This is a genomic window from Bartonella doshiae NCTC 12862 = ATCC 700133 (assembly GCF_000278155.1).
Classification (GTDB): Bacteria; Pseudomonadota; Alphaproteobacteria; order Rhizobiales; family Rhizobiaceae; genus Bartonella; species Bartonella doshiae.
On the sequence record NZ_JH725097.1, the window covers coordinates 105,607 to 129,056 of the forward strand.

22 protein-coding genes are annotated in these 23,450 nt (G+C 37.2%); 4 read left to right on the forward strand and 18 right to left on the reverse strand.

Going from position 1 to position 23,450, the window contains the following annotated elements; genetic code table 11:
• Positions 1–7: 7 nt before the first annotated feature.
• The 13 genes from MCS_RS07185 to gshB form a co-directional block, all read right to left on the reverse strand.
• Positions 8–841 (reverse strand): outer membrane protein, encoded by an 834-nt coding sequence (locus MCS_RS07185; protein ID WP_004856990.1) that lies wholly within the window; start codon positions 839–841, stop codon positions 8–10.
• A gap of 670 nt (positions 842–1,511) precedes the next feature.
• Entirely contained in the window at positions 1,512–1,847 is a 336-nt protein-coding gene (locus MCS_RS07190; RefSeq protein WP_004856994.1) for a hypothetical protein, read from the reverse strand.
• Positions 1,848–2,148: 301 nt separating this feature from the next.
• On the reverse strand, positions 2,149–2,769 hold the full coding sequence (locus MCS_RS07195) for a ribonuclease D (RefSeq protein WP_004856998.1): 621 nt from the start codon (positions 2,767–2,769) through the stop codon (positions 2,149–2,151).
• The gene (locus MCS_RS07200) at positions 2,766–4,154 is read right to left on the reverse strand and encodes a dipeptidase (protein WP_004857000.1); all 1,389 of its coding nucleotides are present in this window, start codon (positions 4,152–4,154) and stop codon (positions 2,766–2,768) included. The genes MCS_RS07195 and MCS_RS07200 overlap by 4 nt, the downstream gene beginning before the upstream one ends.
• A 74-nt stretch (positions 4,155–4,228) precedes the next feature.
• Positions 4,229–5,104 (reverse strand): bifunctional DNA-formamidopyrimidine glycosylase/DNA-(apurinic or apyrimidinic site) lyase, encoded by an 876-nt coding sequence (gene mutM / locus MCS_RS07205; RefSeq protein WP_004857001.1) that lies wholly within the window; start codon positions 5,102–5,104, stop codon positions 4,229–4,231.
• 54 nt (positions 5,105–5,158) lie between these two features.
• Positions 5,159–6,406, reverse strand: coding sequence for an aminopeptidase (locus MCS_RS07210; protein ID WP_004857003.1), 1,248 nt, complete (start codon positions 6,404–6,406; stop codon positions 5,159–5,161).
• Between the two features lie 28 nt (positions 6,407–6,434).
• Positions 6,435–7,295 (reverse strand): cell wall hydrolase, encoded by an 861-nt coding sequence (locus MCS_RS07215; protein WP_004857005.1) that lies wholly within the window; start codon positions 7,293–7,295, stop codon positions 6,435–6,437.
• 345 nt (positions 7,296–7,640) lie between these two features.
• Positions 7,641–8,363, reverse strand: a complete 723-nt coding sequence (gene phoU, locus MCS_RS07220) for a phosphate signaling complex protein PhoU (RefSeq protein ID WP_004857008.1) — start codon at positions 8,361–8,363, stop codon at positions 7,641–7,643.
• Positions 8,364–8,384: 21 nt separating this feature from the next.
• Positions 8,385–9,143, reverse strand: coding sequence for a phosphate ABC transporter ATP-binding protein PstB (gene pstB, locus MCS_RS07225; protein ID WP_004857011.1), 759 nt, complete (start codon positions 9,141–9,143; stop codon positions 8,385–8,387).
• A gap of 60 nt (positions 9,144–9,203) precedes the next feature.
• Positions 9,204–10,496, reverse strand: a complete 1,293-nt coding sequence (gene pstA / locus MCS_RS07230; protein ID WP_004857013.1) for a phosphate ABC transporter permease PstA — start codon at positions 10,494–10,496, stop codon at positions 9,204–9,206.
• Positions 10,493–11,953, reverse strand: coding sequence for a phosphate ABC transporter permease subunit PstC (pstC, locus tag MCS_RS07235; protein WP_004857016.1), 1,461 nt, complete (start codon positions 11,951–11,953; stop codon positions 10,493–10,495). Before pstC ends, pstA begins: the two co-directional genes overlap by 4 nt.
• A gap of 61 nt (positions 11,954–12,014) precedes the next feature.
• Positions 12,015–13,061, reverse strand: a complete 1,047-nt coding sequence (locus tag MCS_RS07240; protein ID WP_004857019.1) for a PstS family phosphate ABC transporter substrate-binding protein — start codon at positions 13,059–13,061, stop codon at positions 12,015–12,017.
• Positions 13,062–13,205: 144 nt separating this feature from the next.
• Positions 13,206–14,144 (reverse strand): glutathione synthase, encoded by a 939-nt coding sequence (gene gshB, locus MCS_RS07245; RefSeq protein WP_004857021.1) that lies wholly within the window; start codon positions 14,142–14,144, stop codon positions 13,206–13,208.
• Positions 14,145–14,225: 81 nt separating this feature from the next.
• Between gshB and MCS_RS07250 the strand changes: the two genes are divergently transcribed.
• Positions 14,226–15,014, forward strand: coding sequence for a molybdopterin-synthase adenylyltransferase MoeB (locus MCS_RS07250; RefSeq protein ID WP_004857024.1), 789 nt, complete (start codon positions 14,226–14,228; stop codon positions 15,012–15,014).
• On the opposite strand, the gene MCS_RS07255 is transcribed toward MCS_RS07250, so the two are convergent.
• The 4 genes from MCS_RS07255 to MCS_RS07270 all read right to left on the reverse strand — a co-directional run bounded on the left by MCS_RS07255 (position 14,960) and on the right by MCS_RS07270 (position 19,516).
• On the reverse strand, positions 14,960–16,570 hold the full coding sequence (locus MCS_RS07255; protein WP_004857026.1) for an ABC transporter ATP-binding protein: 1,611 nt from the start codon (positions 16,568–16,570) through the stop codon (positions 14,960–14,962). The genes MCS_RS07250 and MCS_RS07255 overlap by 55 nt on opposite strands.
• Positions 16,567–17,709, reverse strand: coding sequence for an ABC transporter permease (locus MCS_RS07260; RefSeq protein ID WP_004857031.1), 1,143 nt, complete (start codon positions 17,707–17,709; stop codon positions 16,567–16,569). Before MCS_RS07260 ends, MCS_RS07255 begins: the two co-directional genes overlap by 4 nt.
• Positions 17,709–18,830 (reverse strand): microcin C ABC transporter permease YejB, encoded by a 1,122-nt coding sequence (locus MCS_RS07265; RefSeq protein ID WP_004857034.1) that lies wholly within the window; start codon positions 18,828–18,830, stop codon positions 17,709–17,711. The genes MCS_RS07260 and MCS_RS07265 overlap by 1 nt, the downstream gene beginning before the upstream one ends.
• 140 nt (positions 18,831–18,970) lie before the next feature.
• Complete coding sequence (locus tag MCS_RS07270) at positions 18,971–19,516, reverse strand: c-type cytochrome (RefSeq protein ID WP_004857037.1); 546 nt, start codon at positions 19,514–19,516, stop codon at positions 18,971–18,973.
• Positions 19,517–20,304: 788 nt separating this feature from the next.
• Here MCS_RS07270 and MCS_RS07275 point away from each other — a divergent pair.
• From MCS_RS07275 to MCS_RS07285, 3 genes are all read left to right on the forward strand, one after another.
• Entirely contained in the window at positions 20,305–21,168 is an 864-nt protein-coding gene (locus MCS_RS07275) for a prephenate dehydratase (RefSeq protein ID WP_004857041.1), read from the forward strand.
• A gap of 15 nt (positions 21,169–21,183) precedes the next feature.
• Complete coding sequence (locus MCS_RS07280; protein WP_004857044.1) at positions 21,184–21,591, forward strand: hypothetical protein; 408 nt, start codon at positions 21,184–21,186, stop codon at positions 21,589–21,591.
• Positions 21,592–22,098: 507 nt separating this feature from the next.
• On the forward strand, positions 22,099–22,656 hold the full coding sequence (locus tag MCS_RS07285) for an SH3 domain-containing protein (protein ID WP_004857047.1): 558 nt from the start codon (positions 22,099–22,101) through the stop codon (positions 22,654–22,656).
• A 69-nt stretch (positions 22,657–22,725) separates the two neighbouring features.
• On the opposite strand, the gene irrA is transcribed toward MCS_RS07285, so the two are convergent.
• Positions 22,726–23,226 (reverse strand): iron response transcriptional regulator IrrA, encoded by a 501-nt coding sequence (gene irrA, locus MCS_RS07290; RefSeq protein WP_004857050.1) that lies wholly within the window; start codon positions 23,224–23,226, stop codon positions 22,726–22,728.
• Positions 23,227–23,450 lie beyond the last annotated feature (224 nt).

The window sequence follows — 23,450 nt, forward strand, 5'->3', positions numbered from 1 at the left end:
CACTTAATTAAAATTTATAAGCTACACCAACACGAAAATTATTGGTTTTGTAAGAAATCTCGTATTTATTCTTTGAAAATTTCTTTTTACCAAAATCAGAATAACGATATTCCGCACGGACAATGATATTATCAGTCATCGCCAAATCAATACCTGCACCCAAGGAATAACCAACTAATGTCTTTTTTTCATCGGATATATTACCAGAAGTAATAACTCTACCTGTATCTTTTCCTGTTATTGATATCGATGCAGTATCTTGAAGCTCTGCATAGGCAATACCCCCAGCAATATAAGGCATAATGCGATCAGCAGCAAAACCAATGCGTATGCGTGTAGCACCAGCCCACTTTTCTTTAAAAGTAAAATTATTATCTACTTTATCACCATCCTTAAGTGCTTTTTCATTAATTTGAATTCCATTATCTTTCAGTAGTTGTACAATATATGGTATACGATCCTGCGCAATAATACGTGTTGGCGCTGACTTTACATCTTCTTTATCAGACCAGATCATATCTGTATCAACACCTAGAATAAGACCATTTCCGAGATCAACATTCGATCCCGCATAAACACCACCTACAAAATCTGAAAGTTTCGGCAAAAAGTCATCACTTACTGGAATGTTTTTTTCTTTACCGAGAAGATCCATCTTTATATCACTCGAAAAGCCTCCAACTTGACCCCCAATGTAAAAACCCGTCCAAGAAAAAGTAGGTGCAACAATAACTGGTGCAACTGGTGCCGGACTGGGAGGAACAATAACATCCGCTGCCTGCGCTGCAGAAGCCGAAACAAAAGCGAAAGCAGAAGCTGTTATTAACCATTTTATATTCATAATTTCTCTCCATAGCTTATATTTGAACACCTGAATTCATATAGAGCGGCAAATACAGATATCTGTAGTAAAAATGATACACCTATAAAAAAACAAGACTTCTTAGTCAAAAAGACACAAATCTTTAATCGTTTCAACTATAATATAAATAATGCTTATCGACTATAATAATATAGAAATTAATGCTTTTGATATAAGATTCACTCTGTTATCTATAAATTTTGTATAAAAATCTGCGCAACAATATTCGCATATGAAATAATACAATAATTGAGCATAATTCATCGTATTTCATATTGATGAAAATATCTGAATGCCGTGAATAATACTATCAAATGAAAAGGTTTAAGTAAGTATGTAACTAGCTGTGTAATAGAATACTATTCTTCGTGAGAAAAAATCTCACGAGAAAAATCAACCTTCAAACTTAGAATATAAGAAGAAAATTCTCTCCATCTCTCAAACAAAAGCAATTAATTCTCTCAACTTTTTTCTCACAGTACCCATTCTTGCACAACAGAAACTAATTGAATGCTGCTTAAACTTTGGGATATAAACAATTTCAGCTCTTTAAAACTTATTGAAATTGATCACTATCTTTCTGAGTATGACAAACCTCTCATTCATCACCAGCAAAAGAAATTATCTCCTGATATCGCTTCTTCATTTGCTAAAAAGCAAACGGACTTATCTTAGATAAATTTGGCCGTCCTTTTAGTCGTTGTGGTGGTTTTTTCCTAAATTTGGAACTTTTATTTTTAGTCGAAGATGACACAACTATTAACTGAACAGTCACTGCTCCTTTAGCATAATCAACAGAAGAAAATTTCTCTTTAAAGACATCTTCCAAAGAATAACTCATTTGTCTATTTGATAAAAAATCTCTAGAAGAAATAGCTGAAGCCATGCCAAACACAAGCTTTTGAGAAGCCATAACGCTCATAACACTCGTTCCCTGAACAGCAAAAACTGTAACAAACGCTATAATAAAATGTTTCATATTCATAAATCTATCCTCATATTAAAATTCATAATGGATTTTATATAGTATCCTACTACAAATTTTCTATAGAAAAATGATAGATAAAAACTCAAAGTCACCTAAAGTAGGGATTTCTAGCAACTGGAATGAAAATTTTAAATTATGCCAACGCCGCAGTTTTTAATTTTATAACCAGTACACAAATCTATAGTCCAGATGTAAAAACAGATGAGAAAATAGAAAATACCCATAAACAAATAGGAGTTTTGTTTTTTTGCATTAATATTTTCCCCCTATTCTCTTTTTAAAAAGCAAATTTTCAAATTCAACTATGTGCAAAAATATCAACCTCTGACCATCCTAATAGATCGAGTTTTGCCCTCATCGGTAAAAATTGAAAACATGCCTTTGCAACATGTTCTCGCTCTTCACGCCTTAAACGTTCTTCAAATATATCTTTTAAACGATGCAAATATAAAACATCTGACGCGGCATATTCAATTTGCGCGCGTGATAAAGTTCCTGCTGCCCAATCTGAAGATTGCTGCTGTTTGGAAATATTCACACTCAGCAACTCACTACAAATTTCTTTTAATCCGTGACGATCCGTATAGGTACGCGTAAGTTTTGAAGCGATCTTTGTACAAAAAACCACATCTGGCATAATGCCAAATGTATGCGCTAAAATAGCAAGATCAAACCGCCCAAAATGAAATATTTTTGTGATGTCCTTATCTTCAAGCAATTTAACCAAATTTGGTGCACTCTTTTGTCCTTTGGCAATCTGTATAACATCAGCAGTACCATCTCCAGAAGAAAGCTGAACAACACATAAACGATCACGATGTGGTTGTAACCCTAAAGTTTCAGTATCAATCGCAATCGCGTTCGTTTTATAATTGTCTAAATTTGGTAAATCACCTTGATGAACACGAATCTCCGTCATTTACCCTCCTTTGCAAAAGCTGCAAGAATACGTGCCCAAGACCGTTGCCCCTTATGAAACGATTTTAAATTATACTTTTCATTGGGCGAATGAATACGATCATTATATAAGGCAAATCCAACCAAAACCGCTTCCATATTAAGAATTGATTGAAAATCTCCAACAACCGGAATCGAGCCCCCCATAGCATCGAGCACAGCAAGATTGCTCCATTCTTGCGATAAAGCGTCCTTTGCTGCTTTGATAAAAGGTGAATCATAAGGAATCTGAATCGCTGGAGAACCACCATGCTCCTTAAATTCAACTGTACAGTCAACAGGAACAAGACTACGCACATAATCACGCAAAGATTGGCGTATTTTTTTTGGATCTTGTTTATGTACTAAACGAAAAGATACTTTTGCACTCGCTTTAGAAGCAATAACTGTTTTTATACCTTCTCCCTCATAACCACCACTAATCCCATTAACTTCTGCTGTAGGACGCGCCCATACAAGCTCTAAAATGCTCCGCCCTTTTTCACCAACAGGAATGGAAAGCCCTATGGGACCAAGAAAATTTTCAGCAGTACAATTAAGCTCATTCCATGATTGCAAAATATGTGGAGGTGTTTCTTCAACTCCATCATAAAAACCTGGAAGTGTTACCCGACCATTTTCATCATGGAGTCCGGCTAAGATTTTCGTTAAAATATGAATAGGATTAGCAGCTGCTCCTCCAAAAGCACCAGAATGCAAATCACGATTAGCTGCTGTAATCGTAACCTCTTCTCCTAAAATACCCCGAAGAGCAATACAAACAGAAGGGGTATCTGCATCCCACATTGTTGTATCACAAACCAATGCACAATCAGCTTTAAGCTCATCCTTATTCTCTTTTAAAAAAGGAACAAGAGAAGAAGAACCACTTTCTTCTTCTCCCTCAAATAAAACAGTAACTTTAACAGGAAGCTGTCCTGTTTCTTTCTTAAATGCACGACATGCTTCAATAAAAGTCATAAGCTGTCCTTTGTCATCTGAAGCCCCACGAGCACAAATAACTTTCTCTCCCTCCCTCTCTTTTAAAGAAGGTGTAAATGGATCATCTTCCCATAAATTTAGCGGATCAACAGGTTGAACATCATAATGTCCGTAAAACAGCACATGTAGACAATCATCTGAGGGACCTGGATGATGTCCAACAACCATTGGATGCCCTGGCGTATCACGTCGTGAAGCTTCAAAACCTATGCTTTTTAAATCCTCTACAAGCCAATCAGCTGCTTCACGACACGCATCCTTATAAGCCGAATCTGTAGAAATCGATTGGAAACGTAAAAGAGAAAAAAGGCGTTCAAGGCTCTTTTCGATATTATCATCAATATGTGTTAGTACCTTATTTAGCATAAAAAACCTCTCAAGCCTTATATAATTATAGATACGACTTTAAGCCTCCTGTAAGATTTTGCAAGACAACTTATTTATTTTTGACATTGTGCACAATAAAAGCTTGAACGCCCAGATTGCAAAATACGAACAATGGGCGTTCCACATTGCATGCATTCCTTGCCTTCTCGCCCATAAACTGAAAAAATATGTTGAAAATAACCAAGAGAGCCATCTACATGCATATAATCACGTAAAGAAGAACCACCAGATAGAATTGCTTCAGCAATTACATTGCGTATATTCTGTGCTAAAGAATCTGCAAGTTCTTGTGCATGCACTGTTTTTGATGTTAATGTAAAAGCACTACGCTGTGGAGATAAGCGACTACGCCAAAGCGCTTCGCAAACATAAATATTTCCAAGACCCGCAATGATAGACTGATCAAGCAACGCCCCCTTAAGAGATATTTTTTTATTAACAAAAACCTCTCGCAAATAACCACCAGAAAATGCATTGCTCATAGGCTCGATTCCTAGCTTCTTTAAAAGTGGATGCTCATAAAGCTTGCTTGTATTTACTAAAAGCATGAACCCAAAACGACGAACATCATTATAAATAAGATGGTAAATTTTGCCATTCCTTGCCTGAACATTCATGACAAAATGATCATGCTTAACAAGTTTTTCTTTAGCAGAAGATGTTTCTCTTAAAATATCATCCTCTATGCGCCACGACCCTGACATTCCCAAATGGCTTAAAATTGTTTCATTCTGTGAAAGATGAAATAACAAATATTTCGCGCGTCTACCAAGTTCCACGATTGTTCTATTCACAAGCCGCTCAGGAAAAGCTTCTGGAAAAGGAAAACGCAAATCTCTACGATTAAGCGTGACAGATATAATTTTTGCACCTGTCACAACTAATTCCAGTCCACGACGAACAGTTTCTACTTCAGGAAGCTCAGGCATCTATTTTTTTTAAAATTATACATTTTCCAACAAAGCATCATAAACAATAAAATATTAAGCCCATTCACCTTTTCGAAAGACAGGAACTCTCCCACCATCCTGCATAATACCATCTATGTCAATTTCACCTGATCCAATCATCCAGTCAATATGAATTACACTTTTATTACCACCACGCGCTGCAATTCCCTCTGCTGTCAACGATGCTCCATTCAAAAAGCATTTGGAATAACACTGCCCTAAAGCAATATGACATGCAGCATTTTCATCAAATAATGTGTTATAAAAAAGAAGATCGCTTTTAGAAATCGGAGAAGAATGAGGAACAAGAGCAACCTCACCCAATCGACTTGCCCCTTCATCACTTTGCAAAACCTGTCGCAGAACTTCCTCGCCCTTTGAGGCACGTGCATTAACAATACGTCCAGATTCAAATCGTACCTCAATATTATCAATCACCGCTCCTTGATAGGAAAGTGGCTTCGTTGAACGAACAAAACCTTCAACTTTATAAGCATGAGGAGTCGTAAAAACTTCTTCTGTCGGAATATTCGGATTACAAACAACACCATTTTGAGCAACGGATGCACCACCATGCCATTCATGATCATCAGCCAAACCAACTGTTAAATCAGTACCTGGTCCTGTAAAATGTAAAGCAGCAAAACGCTGCTCATTAAGCCATGATGACCGTTTTTTCAAAGTTGCATTATGCACAGTCCATGCATGCACGGGATCTTCTTCTGTAACCCTTGAAGCAGCAAAAATTGCATCAGCTAATTGCCTAACCGCTTCCTTAAGCGGTAAAGTAGGAAACATTGCTGTAGCCCATCCTGCTGTTGGATAAGCAACAATCGACCAGTTTATGGCAAAATTCGATATTTCTTTAAGAGCAGGTCGGTAAGCCATCGAAGTAGCCTTATTCAAACGCGCAACTTTATTAAAATCCTGATTAGACAACAACGAAGGGTCATCACCAACAATAGCTAAACGCGCAGCACCATTTCTAAAAGCCTGCGCCATTCCCTCATAAAGCCAATAAGGTGCATGATCAAAACTAGCAATATGCGCATTTTCAAAGCGCATAAGCGATAACACATCATCATTAAAAATCGGGGTTACCACACCTGCACCAACCTTATAAGCATGATAAGCAATACGTCGAACAAAAGGTAATGCCGAAACCGGAGAAGTTAAAACAAGATCCTGGCCCTCTTGTAAATTAAGACCTACTTTTACTGTAATTTCTGCAAGCCGATTAAGCATTTCAGGCGAAATCATCTCATGAATATCAAAATACATTACCAACACTCTTCCTTGCTCGTAAACATTACCGGCTTCTATAGCGTTCTTCTAACACTGCAACAATAGCATTTAACTGATCTGATGAAGGTACAGCATATGCAACAACTGTCTTAGTCTCCTCCCTCTTATCTATACGACGAGGTGCACTCGTAGGAATGGGAATCCTATCAAGCTGTGCAACAACAAAAGACGTAGTGTGCACCTTATTTACTTGCGCAACCTTTACTGTAGAAGATGCATTGTGTCTCTCTTTTTCCTTTGCTTCTATCTTTATTGCTTTACTTCCTAAGCCTGCTCCAATGAAGCTTTGTACATTACCAGAACGTTCTTGAGCAAAAGCATAAGCAACATCATAAGGACGGTTATTAGCAGGAATCTGACGTGATCCATTACGTGATCGCTTTTCATAAAAAGCATTACCACCCGCAACACGAACATAATACATATTTGTATAAGGGAAAGTTAAACCAGCAGTGTGAAAAAACATAGCGTTTTTAACTTTCTTATCACGTTCACCACGTAAAACAGCATCAGCCGCCTCTTTAACACGGGCAACAGATGCCGGTTCATCCATAGAACGCGTTAAAACACCAGGGGCAAATTGCTTGTACTGACCAACAACACCACAAATTGTCTTTGGATAAGCAGTTGAATTAACACGATTCATAACAACTGTTCCTACTGCAATCATTCCTTCACGACTTGTGCGATTTGATTCAAAATACATTGCACGCATAAGACACTGACGCTCTGTCAATGGATACATCACTGTTTTTGTCTTATTATCTTTATCTTTTTCAACTTTAAAGTGATTTAAACTACAACCCACAATAACCAACGGCGCAATACAACACGCAACAAAAACAGTCCAATATTTTTTTTTCATCTTATGCAGCACATTCCTATGTCATAGACATACTTGAAATACAAATGTATTTTAAATATTTCTTAAAAGAAAATATATGGCTAATTATTACAATTTAGTAAAATTCTAATACAAGCAGTAATTAAAAGACACCTATATGAAAGAAAAAATAAAAAAATCTTAATTAAAGGGATTAACCTTTTCATAAATAAAGAAAATATAAATTTATATTTTTATTACTGAGCACCAGATGTAACCCATAATATTAATCTTCATATTTCAATCGCTAAAAAATGCTAAACTTCCAAACATCCAACAATATGAATATGCAAAAAATGATCCTTTATACCTCTGAGAGTAAAAAACTTAATCTGTCTTCTTCTCATTCACCCCAACTCTATAGGTAAGATCATCGCGAGGACGATCAGAAGACATATGATGACCCGTTATGATATAATGGAGCGTTTCAGCAATATTGGTGACGTGATCACCTATGCGTTCAATGTTTTTTATACAAAAAAGTAAATGTGTGCAAACTGTGATATTGCGCATATCTTCCATCATATATGTCAAAAGTTCCCGAAAAAGAGAAGTATATAAAGCATCAATTTTACCATCACGCTCACGCACTGCATCAACACGATCTAATAAGCGACTCGTGTAAGCACTTAATACTTCCTTTAACTGATTGAGCGCTAAAGCTGTTATCGTTTCAAGCCCACAATAAAAGGACGCAGGCTGACGTACTTCCGAAAGAGCAACTGTCCGCTTAGCGATATTTTTTGCCATGTCTCCAATCCTTTCAAGATCAGAAGAAATGCGAATAGCACCAACAATTTCACGCAAATCAACTGCCATCGGTTGACGCTTGCAAATAATAGTAATCGCTTTTTCATCAATATCACGTTCTGCTTCATCTAAAAACAAATCATCAGCAATAACCGTCGCAGCAAGCTGAAGATCGTTACGCACAATCGATGCAATAGAATCTTCAATCATCCTTTCTGCATGACTCCCCATTTCCGTAATCTTTGCTTCCAAATATTTGAGTTCTGCATCATAAGAACGGACAGTATGGTTCATTGTCATATTCTACACTCCTCCATTCACCTATCCAAAACGCCCCGTAATATAATCTTGCGTACGCTGCTCTTTTGGTGAGGTGAAGATCATTTCAGTTGCACCAACTTCTACCAAATGCCCTAAATGAAACATGGCCGTATATTGAGAAACGCGTGCTGCCTGCTGCATTGAATGTGTTACAATGACAATCGTATAATTTTTTCGTAATGCGTCAATAAGTTCCTCAATACGTGCCGTTGCAATAGGGTCAAGAGCTGAACAGGGCTCATCCATCAAAATAACTTCAGGACTAACCGCAATAGCACGCGCAATACATAAACGCTGCTGCTGCCCTCCTGATAAACTTGTCCCAGGCTCATGAAGACGATCTTTTACTTCCTCAAATAAACCCGCTTGTCTCAAACTTTTTTCAACGATATCATGCAATTCAGCGCGTGATTTTACCAAACCATGAATACGTGGCCCATAAGCAACATTTTCAAAAATAGATTTAGGAAAAGGACTAGGCTTCTGAAAAACCATCCCAACACGCGCACGTAATTCTACAACATCAATCCGCGAATCATAAATATCTTCCCCATCTAAACTAATAAGACCTGTTACTTTAGCGCCTTCAATTGTATCGTTCATGCGGTTAAAACAACGCAAAAAGGTCGATTTTCCACATCCTGAAGGACCAATTAAAGCAGTAACTTGATGTTCAGGAATCTCAAGGGTAATACCATGAAGAGCTTCTTTTTCTCCGTAAAAAACCTTTACATCCTGACCACGCATTTTAATCTTCATTATAAAATTCACCTTAACTTTAGAACATAAACTTTATCAAAGATTGCCGCTTTATCGAAATTACTGACGCCGTTCAAATCGTCGACGTAAAAAAACAGCAGAAATGTTCATGATAGCGAGAAAAATCATTAATACGATAATAGCACCAGATGTCTTCTCAACAAAAGCACGCTCTGCCTCACCCGCCCACATAAAAATTTGAACAGGCAAGGCCGTAGCTGGATCCATTGGTGTAGAAGGAATATTTGCAACAAAAGCAACCATTCCAATCAAAAGCAAAGGAGCCGTTTCACCCAATGCTTGCGCTACACCAATAATTGTACCAGTTAAAATACCGGGTGCGGCCAAAGGAACAACATGATGAAAAACCATTTGAGTTTTTGATGCCCCAAGCCCTAAAGCTGCCGCACGAATAGAAAGAGGAACAGCCCGCAAAGCAGAGCGTGTCGCAATAATAATTGTAGGTAAAGTCATAAGAGCCAAAACTAGCCCACCTACAAAAGAGGCTGAGCGTGGTAACCCAAAAAAATTAACAAAAACAGCAAGGCCTAAAAGACCAAAAACAATCGAAGGAACAGCTGCAAGATTATTGATATTAACCTCAATAAAATCTGTAAACTTATTTTTGTGTGCATATTCTTCTAAATAAATAGCGGTTGCTATCCCTATTGGTAGCGAAATCACTAAAACTATGGCCATCATGTAAAAAGAACCAATTATAGCGACTCCTAATCCCGCAGTCTCAGGACGACTTGAAGCACCAAATGTAAAAAAACCAAAATTAAATGTTTTATAAAGTGTACCATCATGCGCTAAACGTTTCATCCATTTTACCTGACGATCAGAGACTTTGCGGTTTTTTTCTGCTACATGTAAATCAATCTGCCCTTTGTAAGCGGAATCAATGTCTGCCGATGCTAACACTTTGATTTTTTGTGTTGTTCCAATCAAACTTGGATTTTTTGTCACCATCTCACGTAATTGAACACGTACACTATCTGAAAACATGCGGTTAACATCCCGCAGTAATGCTCGATCATTTTGATCAAGATCAAGCTTTGCTGCCAAAGCATTCCGTACAAGAAATGGATAATTCGCAGTTATAAGTACCTGAGGATTTGTTTGCCGTTGATTATTTGGATCAATGACCTTTTCATCCAAATAAACCGATAATGCCATTTCACTTTGAAAAAAAGCTGTATAACCCTGACTGATGACAAACCATAAAAGAGCACATAAAAAAAACAAACCAATAAAAATAGCAATCAGGCCATATGCGCGGAAACAACGTTCAGCCCAATATCGACGCTTAAGACCAATATTGCAATGATGTGAAGAAAAGACCTTATTCATTCATATTGTTCCCGATATTTGCGCACGATGTAAAGAGCAAGGATATTCATCACAAGAGTCAGAATAAAAAGCGTCGTCCCCAAAGCAAAAGCCACAAGAGTTTGTGGAGAATTAAACTCAAAATCACCCGTTAATTGATTAACAATTTTAACCGTCATCGTGGTCATTGCCTCAAACGGATTAAGCGTTAAATTTGCAGCAACACCTGCCGCCAAAACCACAATCATTGTCTCCCCAATCGCACGTGACGCCGTTAACAAAATCGCTCCTATAATCCCTGGGAGCGCTGCTGGTATCACTACTTTTTTTATCGTCTCAGATTGTGTTGCACCTAAACCATAAGATCCTTCACGCAAAAAACGTGGTACAGCTGTAATAACATCATCTGATAAAGACGAAACAAAAGGTATCAACATAATTCCCATCACAACTCCAGCTGTCAAAATACTTTGAGCCATAATAAAACCAACACCACCAGAAAGGGAAACAGAGAGATCATGTAAAAACGGTCCAACAATCTTCAAGGCAAAAAAACCATAAACAATGGTTGGAATACCAGCAAGAACCTCCAACAACGGCTTCACAATCGATCTCAATCGAGCAGAAGCATATTCAGCCATATAAAGAGCTGAAAATAATCCTATCGGTACAGCAAAAAGCATTGCGACAAGCGCGATATAAAGTGTGCCTGCAAGCAGCGGAATCAAACCAAATTGCCCTACCTCACTGCCCGAACCACTGGCCGAAAAACGTGGATCCCAAACCGTTCCCAAAAAGAAATTTGAAAGGGGTACAGACTGAAAAAAACTTATTGTTTGAAAAAACATGGAGAATGCAATCGCTGCTGTCGTCAAGACCGCAACTGTAGATGCACAAATTAACCCAATAATAATCAAACACTCAACCTTATTACGTGCACGCTGACGTGAAGTAACCTGCATCACTCCATAAGAAAAACCACAAAATGCAATAATAAAAAGTAAAGAATAACCAATAAACCACAATTTTTCGGATAAATCATACCATGATTGTGCAATCCTCAATACAACCTCTGGTGCTTCATGAGGTAAAATAAAACCATTTGCGAAGAATTGCGTCCGTATCTCTTCATACGAAGCAGTGGTAAGATCTCCTTTAAAATTATGAATTATTTTGGCTAAACTGCGGACAATCCCCAAAATGAGGTCATGATTAACAACCTCTGTAACCTGCGCACTATACATCCTAATCTCTCGCGAGGCACTATACTCTAAATAAATTGTACTCCCACTATTCCAAAAAACAAAAAAAATTAAAGCAGGAATAACAGTAAGAAAAAATGTCCACCAACCATAATAATACGCACGAGAGTGCATCTTGTATTGTGTATATTCAAGATAGCGCGCACGCATATAAGAAATAAAAAAGCCAACAAAACCAAAAAGCAATAGGAATAAAATAATAAAGGAAATGTGCATATTGTCTTTCAATTTTTATAAAAAAGCAGCGTAGAAAATTCCTAAACTACAAATCCTGAAATTATTTTAAAATCATCACTAGACCAGCAGAAAACGCAGAACGCTGCGCTTGGCGCTCTTTTTCAGAAGCAATAACCAAACCATATTCAGCCAAAGGGCTGTTAGGACCAATCATTTGATCAGAAAGAAAAAAATCAATATATTCCCGCAGACCTGGGATAATACTTAAATGCGCTTTCTTAACGTAGAAGAAAAGAGGACGAGAAACCGGATATTTGCCACTAGAAATTGTTTCAGCGTTTGGTGCAAAACCATTAATCTCTGCGACCTTGAGTTTATCAGCATTATTTTCATAAAAAGACAAACCAAAAACACCTATCCCTGTTTTATGAGAAGTTATACGTGCAAACGTTTCAGAATAATCACCATCAATATCGATAGCCTTTCCATCTCTACGCACAGTAACGCATGCCGCATGAATCGCCTTATCATCCATCCCTAATAATTTCATCGCATCAACTGCTCCACTGTCTTTACAACCTACAGCAAGCAATTTTTCTTCAAAAACCTCCCGCGTTCCATGCTTTTCTCCAGGAATATAAGCTGCTATCGTCCAATCAGGAAGAGCATCATTGACTACATTCCATTTTGAAACTGCATTGGGCTGTAATTTTCCGTTCACAATAATTTGAGCAGCAAGTGCTCTATAAACATCTACCGGATGCAATTTCCAATCAGGACCATTAATATCTGTTGCAACAACAATGCCATCATACCCTATGCGTATTTCCTCAATATCTTTTACACCAGCATCAAAACAAGATTGCAATTCACTAGGCTTCATTGCTCGCGAACTATTGACAATATCAATTGCATTTTCTCCAATCCCACGGCAAAATTCTTTAATACCAGCACCTGAACCACCCGATTCAATAACAGGAACTTTGAAATGAGGATAAACTTCCCCAAATATCTCCGCAACGATTTTTTGATAAGGTAAAACTGTAGATGAACCAGCAATTTGAATTCGATCACGTGCATGACCAACATTCACAAATAGTACAACTGCAAAAATCAGACCTAGTCCAACGGATAATAATCTACACATTCATAAGCTCCTTAGAAGGTAAAAAACCTTCTTGTTTGTATCATACTGTAATTCTAGTTCACATTTGCAGCATAACAAATATAAAAAAGTGATATTTATAATTTTTCTGACAAAATCATGTTCTTATTCTCTGTTTCAGCAAATTTAATTTGAACACTTAGATTCAACAAGATCCCAAAAAAGATGAGCAATATCCTTACCACCAAAGCGTTTAATTTCACGAATTCCAGTAGGAGATGTCACATTGATTTCTGTTATATAATCTCCAATTACATCAATCCCGACAAAAAGAAGCCCTCGTTCCCGTAAAGCTGAACCAATTCGCGCGCAAATGTCATAATCACGATCTGTTAAATCAATATTTTCCGCGCGTCCTCCAACATGCATATTAGAACGAACATCCATTTCTGATGCAACCCTATTAATTGCTCCAACTGGAGTACCATTAAGTAAAATGATCCGTTTATCCCCCTTTCGTACAGCATCTAAATAGCGCTGAACAATGAAAGGTTCACGGTAACTTTTTGCAAACATTTCCAAAAGCGATGACAAATTACGATCATCCCGTTTCAAATAAAAAACGCCTGCTCCTCCATTGCCATAGAGTGGTTTCACAATAATATCACCAAATGTATCTCTAAAAGTCGTTATTTCTTCAATGTCTTTTGTAATGAGCGTTTCTGGCATAAGATCAGAAAATTCTGTCACAAAAATTTTCTCAGGGCTATTGCGTACCCATACCGGATCATTCACTACTAACGTTTGAGGATGAACACGTTCTAATAAATGAGTCGTGGTGATATAATTGAGATCAAAGGGTGGATCTTGACGTAAAAGAACCACATCCATATCCATCAATTCTGTACGTACAGAAGGCCCCAATTGATAATGATGCCCCTCTTCATCATATACTTTCAATGCTTCCAATCGTGCAATCACACAACCATCGCGCATAGATAAACGATCTGGTGTATAATGGAAAAGAGTGTGTCCGCGTTCTTGTGCTGCTAACGCAAGTGCAAATGTTGTATCTCCTTGAATGCGAAGCGTTGAAATATGATCCATCTGAATGGCAACTTTCATGAATAAAACCTCTCTATAACCAAATGCGGACTGGTCTATGCACCATAAACTTAGTAAAGTGACTATGACAAGAGAAAGCCTATGACACAAGAAACTAATAAAAAATTAAACAAACAGGAAATTGAACGCTACGCACGGCATATCATTTTACCTGAGATTGGTGGTGCAGGACAACAAAAGCTCAAAGCTGCACGCGTTCTTGTCGTTGGTGCAGGTGGTCTTGGTGCTTCTGTACTCACTTATTTGGCCGCTGCAGGCGTTGGAACCCTTGGAATTGTTGATAATGACATCGTTTCTCTTTCTAACTTACAACGCCAAATTATTCACAAAACAAGCGCTATTAACCAATGTAAAACTGATAGTGCTGAAGCTACTATAAAAGAAATAAATCCCCATGTGGTTGTTGAAAAACACCAAATACGCTTGGATAAAAGTAATGTGGATAAACTATTAAATGCTTACCACATCATTATTGACGGAAGTGATAACTTTACCACACGCTATCTGCTTGCTGATCACACCAAACAGTGTGCCAAACCTTTAATAAGCGGCGCTGTAGGACGTTTTGATGGTTCATTGACAGTGCTTATGCCCTATAAAGACAACAATCCGCATTATCGCGATTTATTTCCAAACCCTCCAGCTCCTGGAACTCTCCCAACATGCGCTGAAGCTGGAATTATTGGAGCTTTACCCGGAGTTATAGGAACACTACAAGCCATGGAAGCCATAAAGCTTATCACAAATATCGGTGAACCCTTAGTAGGAAAAATCCTAATCTATAATGGATTGTCTGCGCAATTCCGTGTCATTACCTATAAACGATCCGATTCTAGCGCAAATGCAGCAGACATTAAAGCTTGTGTATAAGGATTTTGGGGACGAGAAAAAATACAATTCGCAGGGCCTTGCTCAACCATTTCCCCATTGCGCATAACAATCACTTCATGTGCAAGCGTTTTTACAACTTTCAAATCATGACTAATAAACAAATAGCCCAATTGGTACTTTTGTTGTAAATGACGCAAAAGATTAATAATCTGTGCTTGCACACTTACATCAAGAGAAGATGTTGGTTCATCAAGCATAATAAAACGCGGCTTTAAAATGATTGCACGTGCGAGAGCTATTCTCTGTCTCTGTCCACCAGAAAACTCATGTGGATAACGGTGACGAGCAGAAGGATCAAGATCAACCTCACACAACGCTTCAATCACACGATCATTGCGTTCAGAAAAAGAAAGCTGCGGTTCATGAATTGATAATCCTTCAGCTATAATTTCACTCACAGACATACGCGGAGATAGTGATCCAAAAGGATCTTGAAACACAATCTGAATATGACGGCGCAAAGGACGCATCTGTTTAAAAGTAAAATTGCTCATATTAATATCATCAAAGATAATCTGTCCCTTGGAAGATAACATCCGTATAAGCGCAAGCCCCAATGTTGTTTTTCCTGAACCCGATTCTCCCACAACACCAAGTGTTTGACCAACACGAATTGTAATATCTAGATCCTGAACAGCTTTCACATAATCCACTGTTCGTCGCAATAATCCCTTTTTCACCGGAAACCAAACACGAACTTTCTTACCTTGCATTAAAATAGCTGCATTATCATCAACTTTAAGAGGACAACCTTTAGGTTCTGCTGCCAATAATTGCTTTGTGTACAACCGTTGAGGATTATTAAACAATTCACTTGTTGTGCCACCTTCAACAATTTTTCCCTTCCTCATCACATAGACGCGATCCGCAATACGACGCACTATAGATAAATTATGAGTAATAAAAAGCATGGACATCTTGTTATGCTTTTTTAATTGTACCAAAAGCTCAAGAATTTTTGCCTGAACAGTCACATCAAGTGCCGTTGTTGGCTCATCAGCAATCAACAATCGTGGATCATTCGCAAGTGCCATCGCAATCATCACACGTTGTCGCTGCCCACCTGACAACTGGTGAGGAAATGAACCCAAACGTTTTTGTGGCTCATGAATTCCTACCTTAATTAATAGATCAATAACACGTGTGCGCAATGATTTATCGGGTACCTTTGAGTGCAGTTTTAGAACTTCACCTATTTGGCGTTCTACATTATGCAAAGGATTAAGAGCAGTCATCGGCTCCTGAAAAATCATGGCAATATCTTTACCACGAACCTTACGCAAATCTTCTTCTTTCAGCTTCAATAAATCCTTATCATTAAAAAGAATCTCACCCGATTGAGAAAACTTTGTCATAAAAGGCAATAATTGCAAAATAGACAGTGCAGTTATCGATTTCCCAGACCCAGATTCTCCCACGAGAGCAACCGTCTCTCCCTCTTTAATATCAAAAGAGACTTGTTCAATAATGTGTTTTTTTTCTTCCGCTTGATAAAAGGCAATCGAAAGATCATGTACCGAAAGCAAATTTGTCATTGTAATGTCTTTCGTGGGTCAAAAGCATCTCGTGCGGCTTCACCAATAAATGCTAGCAACGATAACATAACAGCAATCACAACAAATCCTGTAATACCAATCCAAGGAGCATTTAAGTTTGTAGTAGCTTGCCGCATCAATTCACCTAAAGAGGCATAACCAGGAGGAAGCCCAAATCCCAAATAATCAAGAGATGTGAGTAATGAAACTCCCGATGTTAATAAAAAGGGCATATAGGTCAAAGCAGCAACCATTGCATTTGGTAATAAATGACGCACCATAATAATGCGATTAGGAACTCCTAAAGCACGTGCAGCGTCAACATAGGTAAAATTGCGTGCCCGCAGAAACTCTGCCCGTACGACACCAACCAATGCCACCCATTGAAAAAGCAACATTACCCCCAATAAAACCCAAAAGCCCTGTGCCAAAACCGCAGCCATGATAATAACTAAATAAAGAGATGGTACAGAAGACCATATTTCAATAAAACGCTGAAAAATTAAATCAATCCAACCACCAAAATATCCCTGAATAGCCCCTGCTGTAACACCAATGATTGTGGAAACAAACGTCAGAAGAATACTAAAAATTATTGATACGCGAAAACCATATAAAACACGCGCAAAAACATCACGCGTTAGATCATCTGTTCCAAGCCAATTCCACTGACTCAGTGTACACTCCGGATCAGCACTCCCTTGCACATAATTGATACAACGCTCCTCTTTACTTTGAAGCCAAAAAGGAGGTGCCAATGCTACAGTTTTATTTCCAACTACTGTGTTATAAGAATACCGTATCAGTGGCCAAAGCGCCCACCCATGTTCAGCAATTTCATTTTGAATAAAAGGATCTCGAAAATCCGCTACAGCTAAATTTCCACCAAACTTTTCATCGGGGTAATCAAAAAAAATAGGAAACAGTATCTCTCCTTTATAAGAAGCAATAATCGGGCGATCATTGGCAATAAACTCTGCTGAAAAAGAACAAAAACATAGAAAGAGAAAAAGCCATAATGACCACCAACCTCGACGATTTTTCTTAAAATTGCGCCAACGACGCGCATTTAATGGAGAAAAAAAAGACTCTTTTTGCAACTTAAAACTCTGTGTACTCTCACATTTTGCCTTTTGCATCATAAATCCTTCTTATCAAAATCAATACGTGGATCAACGAGCATATAGACGACATCAGAAACGAGACTAACAATCAGACCAATCAGCGAAAAAATATAAAGAGAGGCAAATACAACAGAATAATCACGATTAACAATAGAAGTATAACTTAAAAGTCCCATACCATTTAATGAATAGAGCATTTCAATCAATAAAGATCCGCTAAAAAATGATGCCATAAACGTTGTAGGGAAACTGGCAATTACAATCAAAATTGCATTACGAAAAACATGTCCATAAAGAACAGAGCTTTCACTTAAACCTTTAGCACGTGCTGTAATAACATATTGCTGACGAATCTCTTCTAGAAAACAATTCTTTGTTAATAAAGTCGTTGTAGCAAAAGCGGAAATGATCATTGCCGTTAACGGCAAAACCAAATGGTAAAGATAGTCTAATATTTTACTACCAAAGGATAATTGATCAAAATTATCAGACGTCAAATGGCTTAACGGAAACCAATTAAAAAAAGACCCACCCGCAAAAAAAACCATTAAAAAAATACCAAAGAGGAAACTCGGAATAGCATAACCAATAATGACAAGTGCACTTGTCCATACATCAAAAGCCGATCCCTCCTTAAGCGCTTTACGAATCCCTAAAGGAATAGAAATAGCGTAAGAAATGAGCAATTGCCAAAATCCAAGTGAAAGAGAAACAGGTAAAGCACTCTTAATAAGCTCAATAACTGAACGTCCTTGTATATAAGAATCGCCAAAATCAAAACGCAAATAACGACCCAGCATTGTTAAATAACGTTCTAAAGGTGGCTTATCAAATCCAAATTGCTTTTCAAGTTTGGCAATGAATTCTGGATCGAGTCCTTGTGCACCGCGATATTTAAAAACTCCAGAAGAAGACGATCCAACATCAACACCATCCAAAATAATGTCAGAAGAAAGACCAAGGTCGCTTCCTCCACCTACTCGTCCTATGGCATCACCACCTATTCCTTGTAATTGAGCAATAATATTTTCAATGGGCCCGCCCGGTGTGAATTGAACAATGATAAAGGTTACCGTCAAAATACCGATCAGAGTCGGTATAATCAGAAAAAGACGCCGGAGAATATAGGCTGTCATTTTTTATTTTCACCTTTCGATACAGTTGTATTAAATCATTTTTGATAACTCGCTTTTTTATTAATGCATCAAACTCACATTACAAACAAAAAATCAATCAAATTTCCCTGAAATTAAATATTTCGCACTATGGACTAATCTTATTTATTATCCATTGGCAAAGGAACAGGATTGTCAGACAAACTTCGTAAATAAAGCAAAAGATCAGCACGATCTTGATTATTTTTTATTCCACGAAAAGACATAATCGTTCCTGGAAACACCTCACGTGGTGCGCGCAGATAACGATCTAACATCACAAAGTTCCAATTCTGATCAGAATTGGCACGCAATGCTCGTGAATACGCAAAACCTGTAGCAGCAGCCAAAGGGCGATCAACAATTTCCCAAAGCGCTGGACCCACACGACCGGATTCGTTGCGGCCAGAAGTATGACATACAGCACACTGATGGAAAATCTTACGCCCATTTTCAAGATTAGCCCGTTTAAGACGATCATTCAATGATAAAGAAGTATCAAATGCCTGCTGTTTTTCTTTAAGTGCTTCCTTCTCTATGACCTTATAAGAACGTTGAACCGGTGCAGAATTGTCATAGATCATATCGCTAAGTACAAAAATCCCTGCCAAAATAATCAGCAAAAAGAGACTAGCACAAACAAAAAAAGCAACTTTCAAAAGATTCATAAAGCTCAACTGTTCATATTTTTATTACTACTTCCAGTTTAAGCTTTTTCCTCATAAGAGACAACATTATTATAAACGCACTACATAAAGCTTTTAAAACATTGCAATAGTATAGCTATTGAATTAATTTTCCTGCTTGTATAGATCTTGTATAGATTAAGACATATCTATTTCTAAAAAATCTTGCAAATATCACTAAAATTTGATGATTGTTCATGTCACTATATAGGCTTAAAAATCCTACTAAGACATACTTCCATTGCAATGAGTCAATAATGATAATCGTTAAAGCTGTTATCACTTATCGACGTAAACGCGTCCATAACATGCAGTAATAACCAATTGCATTTATAATACTTACGCCCAATATTGATTAATCAAAAACGCTCTCATGCTATTTTAATTTTGTGGAATTGTTCACATTTTATCCCCAGCAATAACATTATGAATATTGCAGTATTGAATACAAAAATCATTGCAAAAAATAAAAAATAATCCGAATATCATTAAATTATCACTATATCACTTGCTCAAGGCTTCTGTTTTTTCTTTTACCCACACAATAGCACTATAGGGAAATAGAGCGTTTTCACTATCATATTAGCGTTTCTATCTATAAAAATAAGGACCTAGAATAATTTGTAACACTTCATTCTCTACACTCAAACAATGTGAAAAACTTGAACAATTATGCACACTAGAGCATAATATGGATAATAATGGAAAAATAGGATGATATAACTCCCTTAGGAGTCGATAGGTAACAGAGGGGAGTATATAAATTTAGCATGAAAAAAACTGAAAAAACCAATAAAATCTCCTTTCAAGGAGAATACGGTGCCAATTCCCATATTGCTTGCTCCAATATGTTTCCCTCTATGGAGGCCGTACCTTCAACAACTTTTGAAGACGCACTCAACTTAGTGGAACGTGGGCAAGCTGATCTTGCTATGATTCCTATTGAAAACACTCTTGCTGGACGTGTTGCAGATATTCATTACCTTTTACCGCAATTATCTCTCTATATTATTGATGAATACTTTTTGCCGATCCATTTTCACTTAATGGTTTTACCCGGCGTTACACACGAAGAAATTAAAACCGTCCACAGCCATACGCATGCCCTTGCCCAATGCCGTAAAATTATACGAAATAACGGCTGGAAACCTATCATTTCTGCCGATACAGCTGGAGCAGCAAAATTTATAAAAAAAGAAGGGAAACGTTCACAAGCAGCTTTAGCGCCTCTAATCGCAGCCAAACTCTATGAACTTGATATTCTTGAAAAAAATGTTGAAGATAGTCCTCATAACATTACCCGTTTTGTCATACTTTCACGATATCAGAAGCATATACCACAACCCAAAAATGGCGAAAAAATCATTACTAGCCTTCTTTTTAAAGTCCGCAATGTTCCCGCTGCCCTTTATAAAGCTATGGGAGGATTTGCCACAAATGGTATTAATATGACAAAATTGGAAAGTTATCAAATTGGCGGACATTTTAATGCAACACAGTTTTTCGTTGATATTGAAGGACATCCTGAAGATCCTATGATGAAACTTGCTTTGGAAGAGCTTACTTTCTTTTCTGCTGAATTACGTATTCTTGGCATTTATCCAGCCCAAAATGATCGCACATTACCTGTATAAAAAAGTGAATAAATAATGAAAAAAATCTCCACTCAAATATTATTAGCTACCAATATTCTCATATGCTCCAGTTTTGCATTTGCCGGATTTGGTGAAAAAAAATGGGTCTTTTCTCCGGGTGAAAGTATTACAATTGCTCCATCTGATACAATACACCAAGGCGTTGAATATGCATGCAATACATTTAAACCTAAAAAGGTATCATTTACTTTATCGTACTCTTCCCCTGCTGACTTAAACAAATTAAAAATTGTTGCTGACGATCACAACAAAATAACGCATGATAAAGAAAATAAAATATTTACAATTGAAGATGTAAAATCTCTTCATCTCAGCCTTCCTTCATGGGGACACTATACTTTCAAAAATCTTATGAAGAAAAAAATTATTGGCATAGAGTGCGATACAGGAGATTATGATTGATACTATGTTTAAATAGCTCCCCGCTTTAAATAAGCCTACCCAATTGTACAGAGTAATTTATTTTCACAATCGGTCTGTATAAATTGTCAAGGCTTTATTTTTTGTCAGTTCATACTTTTACAACAGGTTGAATTATTCAGTACCTTACATTTCTATTTTTGAGATTTTTAATGAAACTATGTGCTTTACAAATAACTTTATAACATTGAGTTCTCTTCATAACTTTTCTTAAAAAAGACAGCTTTATTTATTGCAAATCTTATCTCTGAGCAGAATCCATAAATGATAATGAAAACTGAAGTAATTTATAAACATACTTATAAACCAAATGAGCATCAAAAAATGCAAACTTTTTTCTTATTTGTCTGATTTAGTTATACAAAAATTTCCCTATTATTTAGATCTCTTTAACTAAGAGTGTGCCATACCTCCAATCAACTCTCAATCCTATTTTTCTTATCTTAGATTGCCAATATTAAAGTAACAAAGAGATAAAAGGTTTTAGGTATGCAGCATTCTTATTGGTTTCGATTTTTAGTATACGCATCATGTATCTTTATGGTAGAAATTTTCTTATTCAATTCACCTCGTTTTTTACGCGCACAAACACTTAATCAGAATTTAGGAACAAGCGGTTTACCACTCCCACGGTTTGCTTCAATTAAGCCTGTCCGTGTGAATGTACGTGTCGGACCAGGAAGCAATTATTCCATCATCTTCACCTACCAAAAGCAAGGTTTACCTATTGAAATTATCCAAGAATACGATCAATGGCGTAAAATTCGTGATGCTGAAGGTGATGAAGGCTGGGTATATCAATCGCTTTTATCAGGAAAACGAACAGCTATAACAATTCCATGGCAAAAAGATAAAACAAAAAGACTTATACTACGCAAAAGCCCCTCAGATAACGCAGCACTTGTAGCAGAAGTAGAGCCTAATGTCATCGGTAAAATCCGCCAATGTGACGGATACTGGTGTGAATTAAACATTCAGAACACCCGCGGATGGCTCCAACAATCACAGTTATGGGGAATCTATCCTGATGAAAAAATCAAAGGCTGATAAATTTTAAAACCAACAATATTTTATTATTTTATTTTTACTTCTCACTGAACTTCTTGATTTTTAAAATCAAGTCAGATTTTTCGGTCTCAATCGAACTATCAAATCAACATGCGAAATCTCCATACCCTCTGGTGGCGGAGGTAGATTCTCAATGATAGGAGTTTCATCCAAATCACAAGGAATATCAAGAATACGATTTTCGCCTTCAATATAAAAATGATAATGGTCAGATGTATTGGTATCAAACCAAGTTTTTGAACCTTCTACAGCAATAATCCGCAGCAACCCTGCTTCCGTAAATTGATGAAGCGCATTATAAACTGTTGCCAAAGATACAGGCACCCCTAATCCTATTGCCTCTTCATAGAGTTCTTCAGCAGCAATGTGGCGATTCCCTTGAGAAAAAATCATATTAGCAAGTTCTAAACGTTGGCGTGTTGGCCGCAAACCATTTTTACGCAAACGCTCTTCTAATGTAGATACGGAATGATGATTCACAACCTTCTCACAGTCTCTCATAGACCGTTCCTCTTCATTCAAATCTAAATTATCTGCGATCACTGTCATGTTACAAACCACAACATATTTCTGTTCAAACTAAGATTAAAATACAGCAAAATGAAAACTGTACGGTATAATTTTTTATTTTTTTTATTATTCTACTACACAAGATACACAAAAAAGGGATTTTGTCATTAAAAATGATATAAAACCATTTCCCTCTCCTGTAAATTTGCTCTAAAAGTAGATTGCGGAGAAGCGCAGAAGTAAAAATATACGCAAATAAATGG